General features: G+C 59.8%; 19 protein-coding genes. 13 read left to right on the forward strand and 6 right to left on the reverse strand.

What is annotated here, in order from left to right:
- The first annotated feature begins 119 nt into the window (after positions 1 to 119).
- The 9 genes from DKB71_RS17920 to DKB71_RS17960 all read left to right on the forward strand — a co-directional run bounded on the left by DKB71_RS17920 (position 120) and on the right by DKB71_RS17960 (position 10,811).
- A complete protein-coding gene (locus tag DKB71_RS17920) occupies positions 120 to 1,010 on the forward strand; it encodes a phospholipase (RefSeq protein WP_408596294.1) in 891 nt (296 codons plus the stop codon).
- 66 nt (positions 1,011 to 1,076) lie between these two features.
- Positions 1,077 to 1,982: an AraC family transcriptional regulator gene (locus tag DKB71_RS17925; protein WP_408596296.1), complete on the forward strand. Its 906-nt coding sequence runs from the start codon at positions 1,077 to 1,079 to the stop codon at positions 1,980 to 1,982.
- A gap of 245 nt (positions 1,983 to 2,227) precedes the next feature.
- Positions 2,228 to 3,538, forward strand: coding sequence for an ABC transporter substrate-binding protein (locus DKB71_RS17930; protein ID WP_408596298.1), 1,311 nt, complete (start codon positions 2,228 to 2,230; stop codon positions 3,536 to 3,538).
- Between the two features lie 172 nt (positions 3,539 to 3,710).
- Entirely contained in the window at positions 3,711 to 4,610 is a 900-nt protein-coding gene (locus tag DKB71_RS17935) for a carbohydrate ABC transporter permease (RefSeq protein ID WP_408601124.1), read from the forward strand.
- 10 nt (positions 4,611 to 4,620) lie between these two features.
- A complete protein-coding gene (locus tag DKB71_RS17940) occupies positions 4,621 to 5,451 on the forward strand; it encodes a carbohydrate ABC transporter permease (RefSeq protein ID WP_274075825.1) in 831 nt (276 codons plus the stop codon).
- A gap of 175 nt (positions 5,452 to 5,626) precedes the next feature.
- Positions 5,627 to 6,730 (forward strand): ABC transporter ATP-binding protein, encoded by a 1,104-nt coding sequence (locus DKB71_RS17945; protein ID WP_408596300.1) that lies wholly within the window; start codon positions 5,627 to 5,629, stop codon positions 6,728 to 6,730.
- A 15-nt stretch (positions 6,731 to 6,745) separates the two neighbouring features.
- Positions 6,746 to 8,218 carry a mannitol dehydrogenase family protein gene (locus DKB71_RS17950; protein ID WP_408596302.1) on the forward strand — a complete coding sequence of 491 codons (1,473 nt, stop codon included), beginning with the start codon at positions 6,746 to 6,748 and terminating at the stop codon, positions 8,216 to 8,218.
- Positions 8,219 to 8,356: 138 nt separating this feature from the next.
- Positions 8,357 to 9,853, forward strand: a complete 1,497-nt coding sequence (xylB, locus tag DKB71_RS17955) for a xylulokinase (RefSeq protein WP_408596304.1) — start codon at positions 8,357 to 8,359, stop codon at positions 9,851 to 9,853.
- Positions 9,854 to 9,866: 13 nt separating this feature from the next.
- Positions 9,867 to 10,811, forward strand: a complete 945-nt coding sequence (locus tag DKB71_RS17960) for a carbohydrate kinase family protein (protein WP_408596306.1) — start codon at positions 9,867 to 9,869, stop codon at positions 10,809 to 10,811.
- A gap of 136 nt (positions 10,812 to 10,947) precedes the next feature.
- Here the strand turns inward: DKB71_RS17960 and DKB71_RS17965 are convergent, their stop codons facing one another.
- Positions 10,948 to 12,249 (reverse strand): OprD family porin, encoded by a 1,302-nt coding sequence (locus DKB71_RS17965; RefSeq protein ID WP_408596308.1) that lies wholly within the window; start codon positions 12,247 to 12,249, stop codon positions 10,948 to 10,950.
- Between the two features lie 344 nt (positions 12,250 to 12,593).
- On the opposite strand from DKB71_RS17965, the gene DKB71_RS17970 reads away from it, so the two are divergent.
- Positions 12,594 to 12,863 carry a DUF2790 domain-containing protein gene (locus DKB71_RS17970; RefSeq protein ID WP_408596310.1) on the forward strand — a complete coding sequence of 90 codons (270 nt, stop codon included), beginning with the start codon at positions 12,594 to 12,596 and terminating at the stop codon, positions 12,861 to 12,863.
- An 89-nt stretch (positions 12,864 to 12,952) separates the two neighbouring features.
- Positions 12,953 to 13,348, forward strand: a complete 396-nt coding sequence (locus tag DKB71_RS17975) for a hypothetical protein (RefSeq protein WP_408596312.1) — start codon at positions 12,953 to 12,955, stop codon at positions 13,346 to 13,348.
- Here the strand turns inward: DKB71_RS17975 and DKB71_RS17980 are convergent.
- Positions 13,345 to 13,617 carry a DUF1652 domain-containing protein gene (locus DKB71_RS17980; protein ID WP_046819995.1) on the reverse strand — a complete coding sequence of 91 codons (273 nt, stop codon included), beginning with the start codon at positions 13,615 to 13,617 and terminating at the stop codon, positions 13,345 to 13,347. The two genes, DKB71_RS17975 and DKB71_RS17980, sit on opposite strands and share 4 nt — an antisense overlap.
- Before the next feature lie 302 nt (positions 13,618 to 13,919).
- Between DKB71_RS17980 and eco the strand changes: the two genes are divergently transcribed.
- Positions 13,920 to 14,402 carry a serine protease inhibitor ecotin gene (gene eco, locus DKB71_RS17985; RefSeq protein ID WP_323607887.1) on the forward strand — a complete coding sequence of 161 codons (483 nt, stop codon included), beginning with the start codon at positions 13,920 to 13,922 and terminating at the stop codon, positions 14,400 to 14,402.
- A 12-nt stretch (positions 14,403 to 14,414) separates the two neighbouring features.
- Here the strand turns inward: eco and ilvA are convergent, their stop codons facing one another.
- From ilvA to DKB71_RS18000, 3 genes are all read right to left on the reverse strand, one after another.
- Positions 14,415 to 15,428, reverse strand: coding sequence for a threonine ammonia-lyase, biosynthetic (gene ilvA, locus DKB71_RS17990; protein WP_408596315.1), 1,014 nt, complete (start codon positions 15,426 to 15,428; stop codon positions 14,415 to 14,417).
- 261 nt (positions 15,429 to 15,689) lie between these two features.
- Positions 15,690 to 16,841 carry a PQQ-dependent sugar dehydrogenase gene (locus DKB71_RS17995; protein ID WP_408596317.1) on the reverse strand — a complete coding sequence of 384 codons (1,152 nt, stop codon included), beginning with the start codon at positions 16,839 to 16,841 and terminating at the stop codon, positions 15,690 to 15,692.
- A 43-nt stretch (positions 16,842 to 16,884) separates the two neighbouring features.
- Entirely contained in the window at positions 16,885 to 17,226 is a 342-nt protein-coding gene (locus DKB71_RS18000) for a hypothetical protein (protein ID WP_408596319.1), read from the reverse strand.
- A gap of 192 nt (positions 17,227 to 17,418) precedes the next feature.
- Between DKB71_RS18000 and DKB71_RS18005 the strand changes: the two genes are divergently transcribed.
- On the forward strand, positions 17,419 to 18,279 hold the full coding sequence (locus DKB71_RS18005) for a Ku protein (RefSeq protein WP_274075838.1): 861 nt from the start codon (positions 17,419 to 17,421) through the stop codon (positions 18,277 to 18,279).
- A 100-nt stretch (positions 18,280 to 18,379) separates the two neighbouring features.
- On the opposite strand, the gene lpxO is transcribed toward DKB71_RS18005, so the two are convergent.
- Entirely contained in the window at positions 18,380 to 19,279 is a 900-nt protein-coding gene (gene lpxO / locus DKB71_RS18010; RefSeq protein WP_408596322.1) for a lipid A hydroxylase LpxO, read from the reverse strand.
- Positions 19,280 to 19,744 lie beyond the last annotated feature (465 nt).

Below are 19,744 nucleotides of genomic sequence, written 5' to 3' on the forward strand. Positions count from 1 at the left end.
CAAAAGACATTTCTTGCATCAAGCCTTGGTTGGTTGCAGCCGTTGAACATGGTTATAAATGGCTGCCATTATTATTCTCCACCCCAAGGCAGGGGTGGAATAAACCACAAGGAATGACAATGACACAATCTGAAAGAGGGGCTCTGGACACCAACAGATGGATGAGTAACTGCCTCGAAATCGAACGCCTGAAACTGACTGACATTGTCTGGCCAGGCGCCCATAACGCCGGCATGGACAAACAAGCCCCCAACTACGAAGTCGTCGTCGGCAACTGGACCACTTGCCAAAACGATTCGTTTGCCTGGCAATTGTCAAAAGGCGCGCGGGTGTTTGATATTCGACTTGGCTATACCGAAGGTCTCGACCAACCAGTCTTCTACTTCCATCACAATGGTCACCAGTCCCATCGCACCCTCGATGAATTGATCGACGCAACAACAGCTTTCCTTGATCAGAATCCTGACGAGTTCATCGTGTTCGACTTTCATCAGTTGGGCGACGGCCAGAAGTATTTTGCCCATAAAAAGCTGAGTGACCTGCTGATAAGCCGTCTCGGACAACGCATCATCCCCCCTGGCGACGCCACTAAAACGGTGGCCGAGCTCATGCGCACCAGCACTCGACGCAGGGTGATATTGGCAGCACCTGTCGTCCGCGAACTGGACGATGATTATTTCTGGCCTTCCATCACCCACAAGTGGAGCGGAATGTCCTTTGCCGATACCCGGGACCTGAAGCGCCACATCTCCAGCACGCTGGCATCCGTACCTTTCACATCCTTCCTCTGGTCGTTGTCAGCCACCAGCTATGGCTTTTTGGGCGGGCCGCAGAAGATCAAGGACGAGATCAACGACTGGTTCAATCCAACACGCGACTGGGTCACACGCTGCAGCATCATCAACCTCGACTTCTTCGAAGAGTCCAACATCGTGCGTTATTGCTGGAGTGCCACGAGCATGAAGGCCGTTTATGGCAGCGCCCTGTTGTCGCGACCTCTATCCACATAACGCCCTGGCCTATTCGCCCCTGAAAGAGGCATGATCGAGGTGCGATAACAATAAAAGCGTCCCGACATGAGCCGAGCCACCCGCGTTACCGACCCTTCCTATGAACTGATGGACGACCATAACGGGTTGTCCATCATCTATCGCCAGCACGGATTCCCGTGTCCCCTGGTGCGCTGGCATTTTCACAAGGAGTACGAGCTGCACCTGATCGTCGCCAGTTCAGGCAAGGTGTTCATCGGCGACTACATCGGTAACTTCCACCCGCAAACCCTGTTCCTCACCGGCCCCAACCTGCCCCATAACTGGATCAGCCAGGTGGCCGAAGATGAAGTGGTGCCCAAGCGCGACATGCTGGTCAACTTCACCGACGAGTTGTTCGACAGTGGCTATCAGGTATTTGCCGAGCTCAAGACCCTGGCGCCCCTGCTGGAGCGCGCACAGTACGGCATCGAGTTTCGCTGCAAGCACACGATCGGCAAGGCGATGGAGCTGATGCAGCGCATCGCCGATACCCAGGGCGTGACCCGCCTCGGGCACTTTTTCATTCTGCTGGAACTGCTGGCCGCTTCTGACGATTACCAGTTGCTGTCCGGCGCTACGACGCCGCAGCTGGCCGACGAGCACAGCATCGACCGCACCAACCGTGCGGTGGATTACATCTTCGCCCACTACGCCCGCGAGTTGCCGCTGGAGGAAGTTGCCGGGCATCTTGGCATGAAGCCGACCTACTTCAGTCGAGTGTTCAAGCAGGCCACCGGGCGCTGCTTCATCGAGTTCGTCAATCGGCTGCGCATCAGCAAGTCCTGTGAGCTGCTGGCCGATGGCGACAAACCCGTGACCGATGTCTGCTTCGAATCGGGCTTCAACAATATTTCCAACTTCAACCGGCGTTTTCAGCAGCTAAAGGGCATGACCCCTTCGCATTATCGGCGGTTGGTGGTGCAGCGGTTGACTGAGCAGAATCACGGATAGCGCAAAGATCAAAAGATCGCAGCCTTCGGCAGCTCCTACATTGGAATGCATTCCCCTGTAGGAGCTGCCGCAGGCTGCGATCTTTGCTTTTGCAGGTGCAAAATAGTACCAATCCAAGTGCGATGGATGATTTGTCTCGCCCGCCATTCAAGGCTGTAATCGCTGCACATTCTTCCAACCTTCGGAAGACACAAAAACAATAACTGTCCTTCTGTGGCCCTCCGGGTGCAGAAAAGGAGTGCACGATGCAACCTTCTGTAAAAGCCCTGCTCGCCCTCACCTGCATGACCCTCAGCAGCGTCAGCCTTGGCGCCCAGACCCTGACCATCGCCACCGTCAACAACAGCGACATGATTCGCATGCAAAAGCTGTCGAAAACTTTCGAGGCCGAGCATCCGGACATCAAGCTCAACTGGGTGGTGCTCGAGGAAAACGTCCTGCGTCAGCGCCTGACCACCGACATCGCGACCGAGGGTGGGCAGTTCGACGTGCTGACCATCGGCATGTACGAAGCGGCGCTGTGGGGCGCCAAGGGCTGGCTGGAACCCATGAAGGACTTGCCCGCCACTTACGATCTGGAGGATGTGTTTCCATCCGTGCGCGAAGGATTGTCGGTGAAAGGTTCGCTGTATGCCTTGCCGTTCTACGCTGAAAGCTCGATCACCTATTACCGCACCGACCTGTTCAAGGACGCCGGCCTGACCATGCCCGAGCGCCCGACCTGGACTCAGATAGCCGAGTTCGCCGCCAAACTCACCCACAAGGACAAAGAACAGTACGGCATCTGCCTGCGCGGCAAGGCCGGCTGGGGCGAGAACATGGCCCTGATCACCACCGTGGCGAATGCCTATGGTGCGCGCTGGTTCGACGAGCAGTGGAAGCCGGAATTCAGCGGCCCTGAATGGAAAAATGCGCTGAACTTCTACGTCGACACCATGCAGAAATCCGGCCCGCCGGGTGCGTCGAGCAACGGTTTCAACGAAAACCTGGCGCTGTTCAACAGCGGCAAGTGCGCGATCTGGGTCGATGCCAGCGTCGCCGGCTCGTTCGTCACCGACAAGACCCAGAGCAAGGTCAGCGACCACGTCGGTTTCACCTACGCGCCCCATGAGGTCACCGACAAAGGCTCGGCCTGGCTGTATTCCTGGGCACTGGCGATCCCCACCAGTTCCAAGGCCAAGGAGGCGGCAAAGACCTTCAGTGCGTGGGCCACTTCGAAGGAATACGGGGCACTGGTCGCGGAAAAAGACGGCATCGCCAACGTGCCGCCAGGCACTCGTGCGTCTACTTACAGCGAGGCCTACCTGAGCGCCGCGCCCTTTGCCAAGGTCACGCTGGAATCGCTCAAGGCGGCGGACCCGGGCAAGCCGACCCTGAAACCGGTGCCCTACATCGGCATTCAGTTGGTGACCATCCCGGAGTTCCAGGGCATCGGCACCCAGGTGGGCAAAGCGTTCTCGGCGGCGCTGATCGGCCAGACCACCGTTGACCAGGCGCTGGCCGCGGCCCAGCAAACCACTGAACGCGAGATGAAGCGCGCCGGTTATCCTAAATAACCCCGTATTCAATGTGGGAGCGGGCTTGCTCGCGAAGAGGCCGTTACATCCGATGCATCTTCAGCGTCTGGAATGTTGCTTTCGCGAGCAAGCCCGCTCCCACAGTTGATCTTCATATGCCTGCCATAAATCGGTTGTGATCACCATGAATACGTCTACTGCCAAAGCTCACATGGAAATACCTCAGCCACTGCGCAAAAGCCGGCTGGCAAACCCCGGCTGGTTCCTGGTCAGCCCTTCGGTAGCGTTGCTGCTGTTGTGGATGATCGTGCCGCTGGGCATGACCCTGTACTTTTCGCTGATTCGCTACAACCTGCTCAATCCAGGTGAAAACGAGTTCGTCGGGCTGGAAAACTTCAGCTACTTCCTGACCGACTCGGGCTTCATGCCCGGGGCTACCAATACCTTGCTGCTAGTGGGCAGCGTGCTGCTGATCAGTGTGGTGCTCGGCGTGTTGATCAGTGCCCTGCTGGAGTCCAGTGAGTTTCTCGGTCGCGGCATCGTGCGGGTCATGCTGATCTCGCCGTTTTTCATCATGCCCACGGTCGGCGCGCTGATCTGGAAGAACCTGATCTTCCATCCGGTGTCGGGAATTCTCGCCTACGTCTGGAAGCTGTTTGGCGCGCAACCGGTGGACTGGCTGGCGCACTACCCACTGCTGTCGATCATCATCATTGTCGCGTGGCAATGGCTGCCCTTCGCGATCCTGATCCTGATGACGGCAATGCAGTCCCTCGACCAGGAACAAAAGGAAGCCGCGCGCCTCGATGGCGCCGGGCCGATCGCGATCTTCTGGCACCTGACCCTGCCGCACCTGGCGCGACCGATCGCGGTGGTGGTGATGATCGAAACCATCTTCCTGCTCTCGGTGTTCGCCGAAATCTTCACCACCACCAACGGCGGCCCCGGCTACGCCTCGACCAACCTCGCCTACCTGATCTACAACCAGGCGCTGGTGCAGTTCGACGTCGGCATGGCGTCCGCAGGCGGTTTGATCGCCGTGGTGATCGCCAACATCGCGGCCATCGTCCTGATCCGGATGATCGGCAAAAACCTGACTGACAAAGCCTGAGGCCCGCGCCATGACCCTTCAACAATCCCGTCGCCTGCAAAGCCTGCTGCTGGGCACCCTGGCCTGGGCCATCGCGATCCTGGTCTTCTTCCCGATCTTCTGGATGGTGCTGACCAGTTTCAAGACTGAAATCGATGCCTTTGCCACGCCGCCGCAGTTCATCTTCACCCCGACCCTGGAGAACTACCTGCACATCAACGAGCGCAGCGACTACTTCAGTTTCGCCTGGAACTCGGTGGTGATTTCCTTCAGCGCCACGGCCCTGTGCCTCTTGATCGCGGTGCCGGCGGCGTACTCCATGGCGTTCTACGAAACCCAGCGCACCAAGGGCACGCTGCTGTGGATGCTCTCCACCAAGATGCTGCCACCGGTGGGCGTGCTGATGCCGATCTACCTGCTGGCCAAGAGTTTCGGCCTGCTCGATACGCGCATCGCGCTGATCGTGATCTACACCCTGATCAACCTGCCGATCGTGGTCTGGATGGTTTACACCTACTTCAAGGACATCCCCAGGGACATCCTCGAAGCCGCTCGACTGGATGGCGCAACGCTGGCGCAGGAAATGCTCCGGGTCCTGCTGCCGATCGCCAAGGGTGGCCTGGCCTCGACCGTGCTGCTGTCGCTGATCCTGTGCTGGAACGAGGCCTTCTGGTCGCTGAACCTGACCTCCTCGAAAGCCGCGCCCCTGACCGCGTTGATCGCCTCGTACTCAAGTCCCGAAGGCTTGTTCTGGGCCAAGTTGTCGGCGGTGTCGACCCTGGCCTGTGCACCGATCCTGATCTTCGGCTGGATCAGCCAGAAACAATTGGTCCGCGGGCTGTCGTTTGGCGCCGTGAAATAACGCGATTTGCCGGCCCCACGCGATCCCCTGTAGGAGCGAGCTTGCTCGCGATGGGCGTGAACGATGACGCGCGCTGCCTGAAAGAACTCATTGTCTGGATGTTTTTCGCGAGCAAGCTCGCTCCTACAGAAAACCGTCCGGTGTAACGAATAACAACAATCGGAGGCCCATGATCATGGCCAACCTGAAAATCAAGAATCTGCAAAAAGGTTTCGAAGGCTTTTCCATCATCAAGGGCATCGACCTTGAAGTGAACGACAAGGAATTCGTGGTATTCGTCGGCCCGTCAGGTTGCGGCAAGTCCACCCTGCTGCGCCTGATCGCGGGGCTGGAGGAAGTCAGCGGCGGCACCATCGAACTCGACGGCCGCGACATCACTGAAGTCAGCCCGGCCAAACGCGACCTGGCGATGGTGTTCCAGACCTACGCCCTGTACCCGCACATGAGCGTGCGCAAGAACATGTCGTTTGCCCTCGACCTGGCCGGAGTGCCAAAAGCCGAGGTCGAGAAAAAAGTCGGTGAGGCGGCGCGCATCCTTGAACTCGGGCCGATGCTCGAACGCAAGCCCAAGCAACTGTCCGGCGGACAACGTCAGCGCGTGGCGATTGGCCGGGCGATCGTGCGTAACCCGAAGATTTTCCTGTTCGACGAGCCCCTGTCCAACCTCGACGCCGCACTGCGGGTGCAGATGCGCCTGGAACTGCTGCGCCTGCACAAGGACCTGCAAGCGACGATGATCTACGTGACCCACGACCAGGTCGAAGCGATGACCATGGCCGACAAAGTCGTGGTGCTCAACGGCGGCAAGATTGAACAGGTCGGCTCGCCACTGGACCTCTATCACCAGCCGGCCAACCTGTTTGTCGCAGGCTTTCTCGGCACACCGAAAATGGGCTTCCTCAAGGGCCAGGTCAGCCGGGTCGACGGCCAGGGCTGCGAAGTACAACTGGACGCCGGCACCCGCATCAGCCTGCCGCTCAGCGGCGCCAGCCTGACGGTCGGCGGCGCAGTCACCCTGGGCATTCGCCCGGAACATCTGCAACTGGCCACGCCCGGCGACTGCGCGCTGCAAGTCACCGCCGACGTCAGCGAACGCCTGGGCAGCGACACCTTCTGCCACGTGCGCACCGCGTCCGGCGAAGCGCTGACGATGCGCGTTCGCGGCGACCTGGCCAGCCGCTATGGCGAGACCCTGAGCCTGCACCTGGACGCCAGCCACTGCCATTTGTTCGATGCCGACGGCGTGGCGCTGACCCGCCCGTTGCGCATCGCCGCCTGACTCAGAGAGCCTGTGATGAAACTCGATAAAAACCACCTGCAGCGCCTCGCCCCCGAGGTGGTCCTGCCCGCCTACGCCCTGAGTGACACCCGCCAGGGCATTGCGCACATCGGCGTCGGCGGTTTCCACCGCGCCCACCAGGCGTATTACACCGATGCGTTGATGAACACCGGCATTGGCCTGGACTGGGCCATCTGCGGCATCGGCTTGCGCAGCGAAGATCGTCGCGCCCGGGATGACCTGCGGGAACAGGATTACCTGTTCACCCTGTTCGAACTCGGCGACAGCGACGACACCCAAGTGCGCGTCATCGGTGCGATCCGCGACATGCTGCTGGCCGAAGACGATGCCCAGGCGCTGATCGACAAACTCGCCAGCCCCGAGATCCGCATCGTTTCGCTGACCATCACTGAAGGCGGCTACTGTATCGATGACAGCAACGGCGAGTTCATGGCCCACCTGCCGCCGATCCAGCACGATCTGGCGCACCCGAATGCGCCGACAACCGTGTTCGGCTTCCTGTGCGCCGCGCTGGCCAAACGCCGCGCGGCAGGCACACCGGCCTTCACCTTGATGTCCTGCGATAACCTGCCGCACAACGGCGCGGTCACCCGCAAGGCCCTGCTGGCCTTCGCTGCCCTGCGCGATTGCGATCTGCGCGACTGGATCGAGGGCTACGTGAGCTTCCCCAACGCCATGGTCGATCGCATCACGCCGATGACCAGCACCCAACACCGCCTGCAACTGGCCGACCAACACGGAGTGGACGACGCCTGGCCGGTGGTCTGCGAACCGTTCGTGCAGTGGGTGCTGGAGGACAAGTTCGTCAACGGTCGCCCGGCCTGGGAAAAGGTCGGTGTGCAGTTCACCGACGACGTCACGCCCTATGAAGAGATGAAGATCAAGCTGCTCAACGGCAGTCACCTGGCCCTGACCTATCTGGGTTTTCTCAAGGGTTACCGCTTCGTCCACGAGACCATGAATGACCCGCTGTTCGTGCGCTACATGCGTGCCTACATGGACCTGGACGTCACACCGCAACTGTCGCCGGTGCCGGGCATCGACCTGACCGAGTACAAGAACACCCTGGTGGCGCGCTTCTCCAACCAGGCGATTGCCGATCAACTGGAGCGCGTGTGTTCGGACGGCTCGTCGAAGTTTGCCAAATTCACCGTGCCGACCATCAACCGCTTGCTGGCCGATGGCCGGGACACCCGGCGAGCGGCGCTGGTGGTGGCGGCGTGGGCCTTGTATCTGAAGGGGGTGGATGAGAATGGCGATACCTACGCCATTGCGGACCCGCGGGCGGCGTTCTGTCAGGCGCTGGTGGTGGATGATGTATTGATTACCCAACGATTGTTGGCGGTTGAGGAGATTTTTGGTAAGGCGATTCCGCGCTCGCCGGAGTTTGTGGCGGCGTTTGAGTGGTGTTGCAACAGTTTGCGCGAGGTTGGGGTGACGCGGACGTTGGAGCGGATTTTGGCGTGATGTCGGTGGTGTAGCCATTGCCGTCTTCGCGAGCAAGCCCGCTCCCACATTATTTGTGTCCGCTGAAGATCTCCTGTGGGAGCGGGCTTGCTCGCGAATGACTTCACCGAAATCGACCTGACACACCAAGGACCTGCCATGGCAAACCAACAATTATTCCTCGGCATCGACTGCGGCACCCAAGGCACCAAAGCCATCATCCTCGATGCGCTCAGCGGCCAGGTGCTGGGCCAGGGTGCCGCCGCGCATGAACTGATCAGCGGCGCCAACGGTCGTCGCGAACAGGACACGGCGCAGTGGCTGGACGCATTCACCCTCGCCACCCGTCGTGCGTTGCTGGCGGCGCAGGTCGACGGCCAGGACATCCTCGGCATCGGCGTTTCCGGCCAGCAACATGGCCTGGTACTGCTCGACGATCAAGGCCAGGCCCTGCGCCCGGCCAAGCTCTGGTGCGACACCGAAACCACAGCAGAGAACGATCGACTGCTCAAGCATCTGGGCGGCGAAAAAGGCTCGCTGGAACGCCTCGGCGTGGTCATTGCGCCGGGCTACACGGTGTCAAAATTGCTCTGGACCAAAGAGCAGCACCCCGAGGTATTTGCCCGAATCGCACACATTCTGCTGCCCCACGACTACCTGAATTTCTGGCTCACCGGTCGCCGTTGCAGCGAGTACGGCGATGCCTCGGGCACCGGCTATTTCAATGTGCGCACCCGCCAGTGGGATTTGCAGCTGCTGCGCGACATCGATCCCACCGGGCGTCTGCAAGCCGCGCTGCCGGAACTGATCGATGCCCACCACGCGGTGGGCACGGTGGTGCCGGGGATCGCCGAACACCTGGGCATCAACCCGCATGCGCTGGTATCCAGCGGCGGTGGCGACAACATGATGGGCGCCATCGGCACCGGCAACATCAAGCCTGGCGCCATCACCATGAGCCTCGGATCGTCCGGCACGGTGTATGCCTACGCCGAGCAACCGAAGATCAGCCCGGACACGACCGTCGCTACGTTCTGTTCCTCCAGCGGCGGTTGGTTGCCGTTGATCTGCACCATGAACCTGACAAACGCCACCACGGCTGTTCGCGAGCTGCTCGAACTGGATATCGAAACTTTCAACGCCCTCGTTGCCCAGGCCCCCATTGGCGCCGAAGGGGTCAGCATGCTGCCGTTCCTCAACGGCGAACGTGTCCCCGCGCTGCCCCACGCCACCGGTAGCGTGCTGGGCCTGACCATGGGCAACCTGACAAGGGCCAATCTGTGTCGCGCCGTGGTCGAGGGCACGACCTTCGGTTTGCGTCATGGGCTGGACCTGCTGCACCACAATGGCTTACAAAGCCTGCGCATCAGCCTGATCGGTGGCGGCTCGAAAAGCGCGGTGTGGCGGCAGATCGTCGCCGACACCCTGAACATGCCCGTCGTCTGCCCCGAGCAAAGCGAAGCCGCCGCCCTGGGCGCGGCGATCCAGGCGGCGTGGTGCACGTCCTCGGCAAACGGGCATGAGGACAGTCTGGCGGATCTGTGCGAACGCTGCGTGAGGCTCGATCCGGCCAGTGAAACCTGGCCCATTGCAGAAAACGTGGCCGCCTCCCAGTTGGCCTACGAACGCTATCAACGGCATGTCGCAACCCTTTAAAGAGCGAGCAACTATGTATCTGGTGTGTGGCGAAGCGCTGTTCGATTTCTTCAGTGAAAACGAGGTCAGCGGCCTGGCTTCAAAAGTGAATTTCAAGGCAATTGCCGGCGGCTCGCCGTTCAACGTTGCGGTGGGTTTGTGCCGCCTGGGCGTGGACGCTGCGCTGTTTGCCGGGTTGTCCACCGACTACCTCGGCCGGCGTTTGCTCCAGGTGCTGGAGGAGGAAGGCGTATGCACGGACTATCTGGTGGATTTCGCCGCACCGACCACCCTGGCGATGGTCGCCGTGGGGGCCAATGGCTCGCCGCACTACAGTTTCCGCGGCGAAGGCTGCGCCGATCGACAACTTCAGCCCGGGCACTTGCCGGCGTTGGGACCTGAAGTGCGGGGTTTGCACATCGGTTCGTTTTCCCTGATGGTGCAACCGATCGGCGACACGCTGCTGGAGCTGGTACGCCGGGAAAGCGGCAAGCGCCTGATCAGCCTTGATCCGAACGTGCGGCTCAACCCTGAGCCGAACATCGAGCTGTGGCGTTCGCGGGTGGCCACCCTGGTCGAACATGCCGACCTGATCAAGGTCAGTGATGAGGACCTGAGCCTGCTGTACCCCGAACAGGACCCGGCGCGGGTGATCGAGGGCTGGTTGCAACACCGCTGCCAACTGGTGTTCCTCACCCGCGGTGGCGAAGGTGCGACGGTGTTCAGTCGGGTCCATGGTTCGTGGTCGGTGCCGGCCTGTGCCGTGAAGATTGCCGACACCGTGGGTGCCGGCGATACCTTCCAGGCCGCGTTGATTGCCTGGTTGACCGAGCAGCGGCTGGACTCGGTCGAGGGGGTGCGGCAATTGAGTCGCCAGCAGATCGAGGCGATGCTGAGGTTTGCGGTGCAGGCGGCGGCATTGACATGCAGCAAGACAGGGCCGGATTTGCCATATCGGCATCAGCTGGATTTGCATTGAATGTGACGGCCCCTTCGCGAGCAAGCCCGCTCCCACAATGGATATCGGTGGACACGAATTTTGTGTTCAACACCGATCCAGTGTGGGAGCGGGCTTGCTCGCGAAAGCGGTATACCTCACACCGCCAAACTCAAGGTCACAACACCGAGAAGTTGTAGCTGACGATCAACCGCGTCTCGTCCACATCCCGGGCGTACTGCGCGTAATTGCTGCGATACGTCGCATTGCGCAACCGCAGGCTGACATCCTTGAACGTCCCGCCCTGCACCACATACTTGAGCTCGCTGTCGCGCTCCCACTCCTTGCCTTCCTGATCGCTACCCGGCACCTTGATGTGATCTCCGTTGACATAGCGGGTCAGGAACGTCAGGCCGTTGAGGCCGATTGCCTTGAAGTCATAGTCGTAGCGCAACTGCCATGAGCGTTCCTGCGCCGCGGCGAAGTCGTTGACCTGCACGTAGTTGACCAGGTACGGATTGCTGCCATCCAGGTACGGCATCGAGTTATCGCCGTTCATGCGCTGCCAGCCAGCGCTGAACGTATGGCCGCTGATGGCGTAGGCGAGCAAGGTGCTCAGGGCGCGGTTGTCGATGGAACCGGCGCGGGCCTCTCCGCTGTCGGCACTCTTGAGCAAACGCAGATCGGCCTTGAGCACGCCGCCACCCAGCGGCTGGTTGGCCAGCAAGCCGAGGAAGTGCTGTCGGTAGATGTCTTCCAGTTCGGCATAGTGGTACTGCCCCGTCAGCCGATCGTTGATCTTGTAGTCGAAGCCGTACATGTCGAAATGATCGGCGGTGATGTTGCAGGCATAACGCTTGTTCTTGCAGTGCACGCGAATGTCCTGGGAATCAGTGGAGTCCCGGGCGGTGTACTTGTCCAGGCGGGCGGCCATGACATTCAGGTCCTTCACTTCCCTGGACGTGAGCATCGCGCCATTGATCATCGTCGGCAGCAGGCGGCCATCGTTGTACTTGAGCAGCGGCACATCCGGCAGCAGCGCGCCGTACTTCAGTACGCTCTGCGACACGCGCACCTTGGCGGTCAGGCCGAGCTTGGTGTATTCGTCCGCCGAACCCCGCGGGTTACTGCCGCTGGACGGCAGCAGGCCGCTGTTACTGCTGTCGGGACTGGAGTCGAGCTTGAACCCCGCCATGCCCAATGCATCGACACCAAAACCCAGTGTGCCTTCGGTGAACCCCGATTGCAGATTGAGAATGAAACCCTGGGCCGACTCTTCGCGTTTGGACGCGCCCTGCTCGTTGGAGGTGTGGCCGTCACGGAAGTCGCGGTTGAAATACACCGTGCGTGATTCGATTTTCGCGCTGGTGTCGTCGATAAAGCCGCTCGCCTGGGCCGGCCCGGCAAAACCGGCGCACAGCACCAGGGCGCCGAAGCCGAATGACTGGCGCGCGAAGATGAACGTAAAGGGGGGACGCATTAAAAAGCTCCAACAATGCAGCGTTTGCGCCAGGGCGCAATCAGCCAGAAATAGCCTTCATCCGGTCAGGTAACAGACCGGATGAAGTGAAACGCGGGGTGAACGACAATGATGGCAGAACGCTTTTTCTTGCAGCAGACGACTTTAGTCTGAAAAGTGACCGTATTGTTTTTCGCCGAACGGTAGTGGTTTGACGACAGGCGGCATTCAACTGGCGTTAACCAATGCTTAATCGCGCAGTCCAACACTCTACTGGACCGCACGCCCTCAGAGTCCTCTGACGCCCAGTGCGGCAGGCTCGACGATACGTCGAGCTCACTTGCACCTGCACTGGAGATAACCCCATGAACTCGCGCGCCCTGCTCGTTTCAATCGCCCTTGTCTGTGCCTCATCGACCGGCATTGCCCAGGCCAATGACCCCGCCACACAAAACGTGCCCTCCTATCACTACGGCATGCCGTTGCACGTGGGCAAAGTGATTGCGCTGAGCGAACCCACGACCCTGGACTGCGAAGTGATTACGGCGACGATGAAGTACATCGACTCACAATCGGGCCAGCCTGCAGAAGTCGCCTACCGAAAACTGTCTGACGCTTGCAGTTATCAGAACTGAAGGAAAATTCTGATTTAACGCCTTGCGGTACTCGTGGGGAATTTCAGGCGCTATGCTCAGGCGCTTCCTCACTGCCGCAAGGATTCGCCATGCAGTTGTCGTTTCGTACGTTATCGACATCAACCGCCGCTTTGTGTTTGCTGCTGGCACTGGCCTGGGGCGTCATGCCCGACTGGCTGCTGGCCACCTGGGATATTGAATACTCGCCGACCGCAGGCCTCATTGCACGACGCATAGCGGTGCTGTTCGCAGCGTTAGGCGTGATGTTCTATCTGGTGCGCAACCAGGCGCCCTCCGCGGCTCGCCAGGCATTGGCCATTGGCTTTGTGGTGGGCTGCTGGGGGCTGGCGATACTGGGTTTCGGCGAATGGCTCAATGGCCATGCCGGTCCGGGTATCCTGCTGGCAGTCGGGGTTGAACTGGCGCTGGGCCTGGCGTTTTTCCAGACCCGGCGCGAATCGGCAGAATTTGAAACAACTGCTTAAAGTGCTTTACGCATGCCCTGGCTATGCCCGGGTTCCGTGTAGTGGTTTTGGAGATCGGAACGCAGAACGGCGATCAGTTCGTTGATTTCCCGACAGCCATTGAGTTGCTGGGCGTCGATACCGGTTTTCAAAAGATCGAGTTGATCGGTTTCACCATCGGCAAACACTTTTACAGTCATGGACAAGTCCGGCGACAGCGTGCATTGACAGCGTTTTGGTAGAAAACTGCTTTCAATGATATTGCGAAGTTCCAAGGCAGAAAGAAACATGGCGACCCTCTCCGTTGTGAGACTGCCAATTAACTATCGACACTGACTCATATGGAATCCCGGTCAGCTTGAGAACAGCTACAGCATAAAACATGCCCTGAATTTCGCTGTGCAGCTCATCGGTAAATCAAGGGCTTATTGTAAGGTCTCGTAAAAATGGTCGTGCAATCTGCAAAAACGGCTTGTGCCAGTCCTGCAATTTGCACGCTGGGCGAAGGATTTGCATTGACCGCCGGCGCCGTCGAGAATGGCCGCCAGCCGATCCAGTATCCGCTCACCCCACACATTCGCAAGGAGGCATCATGGGTTCATCGACCATCAGTACCACCGTCGGGCTGATTGCCGTCACGCTGTCCGGCATCGTCCATGGGGCAAAACTCGAAGACGTCGCACCCTTCCCGAAACCGGACAGCGGTTTCACCCGCCAGGTCATCCACCTCACGCCACAAACCCGTGAAGACGACTTCCAGGTCGAGATCCTTGCCGGCAAGACCCTGGCAGTCGACTGCAATCGCCAGCGCCTGGGCGGCATTCTCGAAGAGAAGAACCTCGAAGGCTGGGGCTATCCGTTCTATCGCCTGGACAAAGTCATCGGCCCGATGAGCACCCTGATGGCCTGCCCCGATGGCAAGAGCACGCAGGCGTTCGTGCCGGTGGTCGGCGACGGTTTCATGCTGCGCTATAACAGCAAGCTGCCGATCGTGCTCTACGTGCCCAAGGACATCGAGGTGCGCTACCGGGTCTGGTCAGCCTCCAGCAAGGTCGATAAAGCCGTCGCGGAGTAGGCCTTACATGCATCAAGCAAGCGTGTCGCACAACGCGGCACGCTCGGCGACATGGCGCAAACTGTCGAAATTGATATTGGCGCCCGACTCGATGGCGATAAACGTCTGGCCACGGGTCTTGCTTCTCGCCACGTACTTCTTGATGCCAGCCACCGCCAATGCACCGGAAGGTTCGGCGATCGAGCGGGTATCGTCATAGATATTCTTGATTGCAGCGCAGAGCTCATCGTTGCTGACCGTCAGCACCTCATCGACGCAAAACCGGCACACTTCGAAACCATGGGCACCGATCTGGGCGACCGCCACCCCATCGGCGAAGGTGCCGACGTGGGGCAGGACGACACGTTGATCGGCCTCCAGCGCCGCTTTCAAGCAAGCGGAATGCTCCGACTCGACGCCGATGATGCGCACTTCTGGCCGCAGGTATTTGATGTACGCCGCGATGCCGGCGATCAGACCGCCACCACCCACCGGTACAAAAATCGCATCCAGCGGGCCCTGGTGCTGGCGCAGGATCTCCATGGCCACGGTGCCCTGCCCCGCAATCACATCCGGGTCGTCGAAGGGCGAAACAAAGGTCTTCCCCATTTTATCGGCCAGATCCAGCGCATAGGCCAGGGCAAACGGAAAACTCTCGCCGTGCAACAACGCCTGTGCGCCACGACTGCTCACTCCGAGCACCTTCAGCTCAGGTGTGGTGGCGGGCATCACTATCGTCGCTTCGATCCCCAGCTCACGCGCCGCCAACGCCACACCCTGGGCGTGATTGCCTGCCGAAGCCGTCACCACGCCCAGCGCCTGTTGCTCAGCACTCAATTGTACGAGCTTGTTGTAGGCACCCCGGATCTTGAAGGAAAAGGTCGGTTGCAAATCTTCGCGTTTAAGCAGGATCTGATTGCCCAAGGCTGCGGACAGCGCCGGAGCTGGTTGCAAGGGAGTGCGCACCGCCAGTTCATAGACCGGCGCGGCAAGGATTTTCTTGACGTAATGCTCAAGCAGGGTTTGTTGGGCGGGCACACTGGTCATGATCGTCTCCTGACATTGATCAGAGCCCCGAGACAGAAAATGAAAACCCGCCTCAAGGGCGGGTTGGGTGCTGCAGTCGTGAGCTAGCCCGCCAAATGAGGAATGGCGGTAATAATGCTTGGCTGGCAGCGCAATACGGTGGAAGTCATGTCCGGAAAATATCCGGGCGTGGATGGCAAGTCAATGGTTCGATTTCAAGATAGCCATCGCGAGCAAGCTCGCTCCCACACTTGATCTCGGTCGAATGTGGGAGCCATGCCTTTACTTCAATCCGACCCTGTACAGCCCACCATCCTCTTCATCGGTCAGTACATACAAAAACCCATCCGGGCCCTGTCGCACATCGCGGATGCGCTTGTCGAATTCGCCCAGCAAGCGCTCTTCGTGAACCACCTTGTCGCCGTCGAACTGCAGGCGAATCAGCTCCCGGGTGACCAGCGCGCCAATGAACGCGTTGTGCTGCCAGGCCTTGAAGCGGTCGCCGTCGTAGAAAGCCAGGCCGCTCAGGCCAGGGGATTTTTCCCAGACATGGTGCGGCCCGACGGTGCCTTCGGCGATCTTGCCGTTGGCTTCCGGGATTGGCTGACCCGAGTAATTGATGCCGTGGGTGGCCAGCGGCCAGCCGTAGTTCTTGCCACGCTCGATGATGTTGACCTCATCTCCGCCCTGCGGACCGTGTTCGTTTTCCCAGAGCGTGCCGGTCCAGGGGTTGAGCGCCGCCCCTTGCGGGTTACGCACGCCGTAGGCCCATATTTCCGGGCGCACCCCGGCTTGTCCGACAAATGGGTTGTCCTCGGGCACCTTGCCGTCCGGATAGATCCTGACGACCTTGCCCTGCAACTTGTCGAGGTCCTGAGCGGTGGGCCGGTCGTTGTTTTCCCCCAGGGTAATGAACAGATAGCCATCCCGGTCGAACACCAGCCGCGAACCAAAATGGTTGCCGACCGAGAGCTTGGGCTCCTGGCGGAAGATCACCCGGAAATCCTTCAGCGTCGTCAGGTCTTCGGACAACCGTCCGCGACCGACCGCGGTACCGGCCTTGTCACCCTGACCGCCACCTTCGGCATAGGACAGGTAGATCATCCGGTCTTGCTTGAAGTCGGGTGACAGCGCCACATCCAGCAAGCCGCCCTGCCCCTTGGCCCAGACCTTGGGCACGCCATTGAGTGGCGCCGACAATTTGCCCTCGGCCGTTACCACGCGCAGGTTGCCCGGACGTTCGGTGACCAGCATTCCCTGGCGATCAGGCAGAAAGGCCAATGACCAGGGATGCTCAAGTCCGGTCGCGATCGGCGTGAGCTCAAGGGTGCCCTGCTCGCTTTGCATGTCCCGGTCAGTCGCTGCCAGAACAGGCAGGCTGACGGCGAACATGGTGCTGGCGCAGAAAGTGGCCAGGAGGGTTTTACGCAACATGCACGATTCCTTTTGTCATGGGATACAGGCAGCTGCCTCTCTTTCAAGGGCTGCGGGGAGGTGGATTGGGGATGAACTTCGGGGCACTGGTGGGGGCCGAGCCTTGGGGGTAGCGATTGCCGATGCCACCGTTGTCGAGGGTGGGCGGACGTGGCACCGGCACGGTATTCGGCCCACGGATGGCCGGGGCACTGGGTTGCGTGCCCTGCATGCTGTTTGGATTGGCCCGGCGGATCGGGCTGTTGTAGGGATTATTGTTGGTGCTGCCCGGAAGGTTTTGCGCCACCTGCAACGGAGCGCCGGGCGAAGCGACGTCGGCCTGTGCCGCATGACCGAGTACGCCGCTCAATGCCAGCACGATAAGGCCAGGTACGTATCGATTCATGGGATGCCTCTCGACCTGTGCGTGAATACAGTCTTCGATAGCACGCTACGCCTGGGGTTCGGATTTGTTAACACAAACCTTGCCGGCAAGATGTAACACGAAGTTGATGCGCGGCCAGGACCGGGCCGCAGGCCGCTGAAACTTTTGCGCAGAGCCCAAGGTCACCTGATCATCACTTTCGGGAAGACGACCATGGCACGGGCAATCTGGAAAGGCGCGATCAGTTTCGGGCTGGTGCATATTCCTGTGGCGCTGGTCTCGGCGACGTCCTCCCAAGGGGTGGATTTTGACTGGCTCGACAGCCGCAGCATGGACCCGGTGGGCTATAAGCGCGTCAACAAGGTCACCGGCAAGGAAGTCACCAAGGAGCACATCGTCAAAGGCGTGCAGTACGAAAAAGGCCGATACGTGGTGCTCAGCGAAGAAGAAATTCGCTCGGCGCATCCCCTGTCGACCCAGACCATCGATATCTTTGCCTTTGTCGACGCCGAGCAGATCCCGCTGCAGAACATCGACACGCCCTATTATCTGGCACCGGACAAACGCGGAGGCAAAGTCTACGCCCTGTTACGCGAAACCCTGACCAAGACCAACAAAGTCGCGCTCGCCCGCGTGGTGCTGCATACCCGCCAGTACCTGGCGGCCTTGATGCCGCTGGAAAAGGCCATGGTCCTGGTCAAACTGCGCTGGCCGGCGGAGGTTCGCAGCCTGGACGAACTGGCATTGGGCCCCGATGTGACAAAGGCCGAGCTGGCCAAGGGCGAACTGGACATGGCCAAGCGCCTGGTGCAGGACATGAGTGTCGAGTGGTCGCCGGAGGATTACCGGGACGAATTCGAAGACAAGATCATGGCCCTGGTGGACAAGAAAGCCCATGAAGGCAAGATCGAGGATGTTGAAACGGCCACGGGCGAAGAGGAGCGCAAGACGGCGGATGTGATTGATTTGACCGAGTTGCTCAAGCGCAGCCTGGGGGGCAAGGGGGCGGCCAAGGCGCCTGCCAAGCCCAAGTCGACGACCAAGCCGGCGGCGAGGAAGAAAGTCAGCAAGTGATGTGTTGGATGTTCCTGCCTCTTCGCGAGCAAGCCCGCTCCTACAGGTTTTGCGTGCACCGCCAATCTCTGTAGGAGCGGGCTTGTCAGCGAAGGCGTCCTCAGATCACAACAAAAATCGCCAGCAACCCACCAAAAAACGCCCACTTCTGCAGGTAATACAGCTTGCGATTGCGCTTCTTCAACGCCTTGCCATGCAGGCGAACCTTGTAGATCTTGCCAAACAGCCGGTTGATCCCACCCGTCTTGTCCCCCGCCTCGTTCGGCGCACCGGCAGCCGACATGACATTGCGGCTGAACCAGCCATTGAACGCCGCCGCCCAGCGGTATTTCATCGGGCGTTCGACGTCGCAGAACAGGATGATGCGGTTCTGCTGGGTAGTGTTTTGCGCGTAATGAATAAACGTTTCGTCGAACATCACCGCCTCACCATCGCGCCAGTGATAGTTCTCGCCATCGACATTGATGTAGCAACCGGCATCATTGGGCGTTTCCAGGCCCAGGTGGTAACGATAGGAACCGGCATACGGATCGCGATGGCGAACCAGTTTCGACCCCGGCGGCAACTCGGCGAACATCGCCGCCTTGATCGAGCCGATGCCCTGCACCAGTTCGGTGGTGCGCGGGCAGAGTTTCATCGCCGACGGGTGGCTGTCGCCGTACCACTTGAGGTAGAAGCGCTTCCACCCGGTCTTGAAGAAGGAGTTGAAACCAACGTCGTCGTAATCGTTGGAGCGCTTGATTTCCCCCGCCTTCAGCAAATTCTGGCCTTCGGCGCGAATTTCTTCCCAGTGGGTCTGCAGCGGCGTCAGGTCGGGAAAATCCGCCGGGTTGAGAAACGGCTTGTTGGGGATCTTCGAGAACAGATAAAGGAAGCAATTGATTGGCGCCAGGAACGACGAGTGGTCGCTCAGTTGGCGCCCCAGTTTGTGGCGCACGCGACCGCGCAGGTGGACATACGCGATGGATACAAGGTAGACAGCGGCAATGATGAGTTTCACGGAAATCGTCACACGTCAGAGGTGAACAAACTGCGCCCCTTGGCGGCCAATGGCCTGTGGGGCTTGTGCAGCGTCTGAAAACCAAACAGCGGGCCCGATGACCCGTCCTTGAGCCGATGCCGACGTTCGGCATCAAGTGAAAGATGGCATTTTAGCCATCGTCTGTAACCAATTGTTAGCTTTCAAATGTGAAAATCTGTCCGTTGATACCGGCAATGCGTCGGTGCGGCCTTATTGCCCTATCGTTTAAAGAGCCAGACCAGTACAATCGCCGCCAAACTTTACGCGCCCCCCTTGGTTGATGACGGGAACGATCCCGGCCTCAGCGCACTTCGACTCGGGCCAAGCGCTCCATATGCTGCTGTCCACTTATTGCCAGATGGATCTTCCGCTTCTGACCGGGATGCATTTCCCGTGATCCGAATGACGGAAACGGGTACTGATTCGGTACTGCCGCAACCCTAG

The sequence above is a fragment of the Pseudomonas sp. PLMAX genome, assembly GCF_046042685.1.
Taxonomy (GTDB): domain Bacteria; phylum Pseudomonadota; class Gammaproteobacteria; order Pseudomonadales; family Pseudomonadaceae; genus Aquipseudomonas; species Aquipseudomonas putida_AE.